The 3,016-nt window shown below is 67.5% G+C and carries 3 protein-coding genes; 1 reads left to right on the top strand and 2 read right to left on the bottom strand.

Annotated elements, in window-relative coordinates; genetic code table 11:
• Window positions 1-102: 102 nt before the first annotated feature.
• Window positions 103-1,068, top strand: coding sequence for a hypothetical protein (locus EYQ35_00085; protein ID HIF62547.1), 966 nt, complete (start codon window positions 103-105; stop codon window positions 1,066-1,068).
• On the opposite strand, the gene EYQ35_00080 is transcribed toward EYQ35_00085, so the two are convergent.
• Both EYQ35_00080 and EYQ35_00075 read right to left on the bottom strand, forming a co-directional pair.
• Window positions 1,006-1,833, bottom strand: a complete 828-nt coding sequence (locus tag EYQ35_00080; protein ID HIF62546.1) for a protein tyrosine phosphatase — start codon at window positions 1,831-1,833, stop codon at window positions 1,006-1,008. The two genes, EYQ35_00085 and EYQ35_00080, sit on opposite strands and share 63 nt — an antisense overlap.
• Window positions 1,830-2,963 (bottom strand): O-antigen ligase family protein, encoded by a 1,134-nt coding sequence (locus EYQ35_00075; GenBank protein ID HIF62545.1) that lies wholly within the window; start codon window positions 2,961-2,963, stop codon window positions 1,830-1,832. The genes EYQ35_00080 and EYQ35_00075 overlap by 4 nt, the downstream gene beginning before the upstream one ends.
• Window positions 2,964-3,016: the final 53 nt, after the last annotated feature.

The following is a 3,016-nucleotide window of genomic DNA, read 5'->3' as shown; positions in this document are numbered from 1 at the left end:
CTGGCCGAGGCACGGGCAGCCCAGGGACTCGACCCGCGCGCAGAGCTCGAGCGCGCAGTTGCGCACGGCAGCGCCACGACCACCGTACGCACGCGCACCGCGGTGTTGTATGCGCGCCTGGGCCAGCGTGACGAGGCGGTTCGCGAGTTCTCGGCTGCGCTGGGCGGTCATCGCAAGGACCGCAGGGGTTTTTACGATCAACTGGCCGCATTGTACCCGGCCGACTTTGTACTCGACGAGATCGTAGAAGACATAGACCTATCGTCTTTCTTTTCCTGGGCCCGCTCGCGGGCAACGCCCCAGTTGTCGGCACGCACCTGGGCGCGCTACTCGCGCTACGAGGATTCTGACCGCGCGCGTCCCTGGTACGTTGATTACCTCGTCGCGCACGGCTTTGTACACGAGGCATGGCGCGTGGCCTTCGGTGAGCGTCCCGGGCAAACGGGCCTTATAAACAGCGACTTTGAAGACCTGGCCGGCGTGTGGACGCGACGGTCGGGCGAGGCAGGGCTAGCACCGCAGCGCTTTGCCTGGCGGGTGCAGGACGGCCGCGACAAGGCCGAGGGCGTGACGGCGCGCGTGGTGCACTGCGGCGACTGTGTTCAGGGCAGGCGTGCTCTCAGGCTTCGTTTTGACGGCGAGCACAACCCCCACTACACGGCCACCAGCCAGTACCTGCCCGTTGAGCCCGGCCGCCGCTACAGCTTGACGGCACAGGTTCGTTACGAAGACCTTGGCTCGGTGTCGGGGCCTCGCATAGTCGTGCAGGGCCTGGCGGGTGGCGGTCCAGGCGACCCCTCGGCCGCTTGTCGCATGTGGGTGCAGGGCGAGCAGTACCGTGGCGATTCCCAGTGGCGGACGACGACCGTGGACTTCGAGGTGCCCAGCGACTGCGAGGGCGCGCGCGTGCTCGTGTTTCGTTCGGCCACCAAGGCCTTGGACCGTTTCATAGGCGGCGAGTTATGGCTGGATGATTTTGCGCTCGCGCTGTTGCCCGGCGAAGAGCTATCTTCCGAAGAGTCTGCCCAGCCAGCCGCTGGCTTTGTCAGGAACGGCGGAGGCGTCTGAGTCGTGTTGGCCGGGCGAGTAAACAGGCACAGCCAGCGCGTGGCTCGCGAGCAGTTCTTCGGGGCCGTTATTGGTGAGCAGGGTCGCCGCCTGTTCGCCCACGAGTTCGGCGGCGCGTTGTCGGGCCTCGGCCAGCCGCGGTGGACGGCGTTTGACCGAGTGGGCATCGCTGGCCATGGCCTGGGCGAGTCCGCGTTCGAGCAGTTTTATGGCCAGGCGTTCGGCGCCGCGTCCCCACACGCCCAGCAGCGAATCGCCGTCGAGTTGCAGCACTGCGCCAGCGCGCAGCCAGTCGGCCGCAAGGCGCGGATCGTCCTGCAGGGGCTCGTTGCGCTCGGGGTGGGCCAGCACCGGAATGAGGTCCTGCGAGGTGACCGAGAACAGCACCTGGTCCATGGCCTGGGGCAGCACGGCCATGGGCATCTCGAGCAGCACCGCCTTGCCGCCGGCCAGCGTGGGCAGCTCGGGCGAACCCTGGGCGTAGCGACTGGCAAGATCGACCTCGGCGCCCACGAGTACTTCGAGCTTGATGCCGGCGTTGGCCAGGCGCTCGTTGAGCTGGGCGGTGAGCGGCGTCACGAGCGACAGGGTGTTGTTGTAGACGCCGTCGATCAGGTGCGGGGTGGCCACTGCGCGGGTGATGCCGTCGTCGGCCATGGCGCGGCAGAGCTCAACAGACTGCTCCCAGTTGCGCGGCCCGTCGTCGATTCCTGGAAGCAAGTGGCAGTGGATGTCGGTCATGCCGTCGTAGCTCGCGGCAGTCATGCGCGGTCCACCAGCTCGGGGTCGTCGGTCACACGCACAAACAAGGCCACCACCAGTGCAAACACCAGCGCCACGCCGGGAATACGCAGGCCGAAATCGGCCGCCGAGTGGAAGGCAACCGAGGTGATGCCGGTGGCCAGCGCCACGGTCACCGCACGCTGCGCGTGGGTGAGCGGGCGCGATAGCGCGCCGAGCACTCGCCGCCCGAACAGCCACAGCGCCCAGGCCACCACGGTCGCGCCGGCCAGGCCTCCTTCGGCCAGCACCTGCAGGTACTCGTTGTGAGCGTGCTTGTAGTGCAGGCCCGTAGGACGACCGGCCCAGGCCGGCCAAAGCGACTCGTAGCTGCCCCAGCCGTGGCCCAGAAGCGGCGCCTCGCGCCACATGGCCAGCGCTGCCTGCCAGATCGGCAAGCGGCCGTGCTCAAGATCCTGGGGTATGCGGAAAAACCGCTCCAGCACCGGGTCTATGCCTATCACCAGCGCAAAGCCGCCCAGTGCCAGCACCAGCAGGGCGGGCAGGGCGTAGCCCTTGCGCGAGCGGCCACCGGCGCGTGGGCGCAGCAGGGCACTTGCAGCACCAATAGTGGCAGCGGCCGCAAGCAGGCTGAAAATGCCCATCCTCGATCGCGAGAAGATCAGCGCCAGGCCCAGCACGGTCGTAGCGGTTACGGCCATTATGCGGCGCGCGGTGGCCTCGCTGTCGGTCGAGCGCCGGGTGTCGCGCTGCACGGGGGCAAACAGCAGCCCGCTGGCCAGCGCCAGCGGCAGCGACATCTCGATGAGATAGGCAAAGTGATTGCGGTTCACCAGCGTGCCGGTGGCAGAGTGGGGGTAGGCCCAGCGCTCGTAGATGAGCAGGCGCTCGTTGCCCGAGAGCAGGTTGAGCAGACCGTACAGGCCCTCGGCCGTGCCCAGCAGCAACAGCAGGGCGGCGAAGGCGTGAAAGACGCGCGTGTTTGTAGTGCTTCCACAGGCGAAGGCAAAGAAGGCGGCGTAAGAGGTGAGCAGCAGCAGGTTGGAGGTCACGTCGTAGGCAGAAGCCGCCGATGGCGCGCTTATAACGCCCGCGGTGAGTTGTACGAGCACGAGCAGGGGCAGCAGCAGGGCGGGCAGCAACGGTGCCGGCACAAGCTCGCCTCCTCCTTGCAGGCCGCTAACAACAGTTGTGTGTTGGTCGCCGT

Source organism: Candidatus Binatota bacterium (assembly GCA_012960245.1).
In the GTDB taxonomy this organism is placed as follows: Bacteria; Desulfobacterota; Binatia; order UBA1149; family UBA1149; genus UBA1149.
The sequence above is the reverse complement of the archived record's forward strand: the minus strand, read 5'-3'. Positions and strand labels throughout refer to the sequence as shown.

Coding starts and splice junctions, on each gene's coding strand:
- EYQ35_00080 (HIF62546.1), bottom strand. CDS start 1,833: ATGACTGCCGCGAGCTACGACGGCATGACCGACATCCACTGCCACTTG.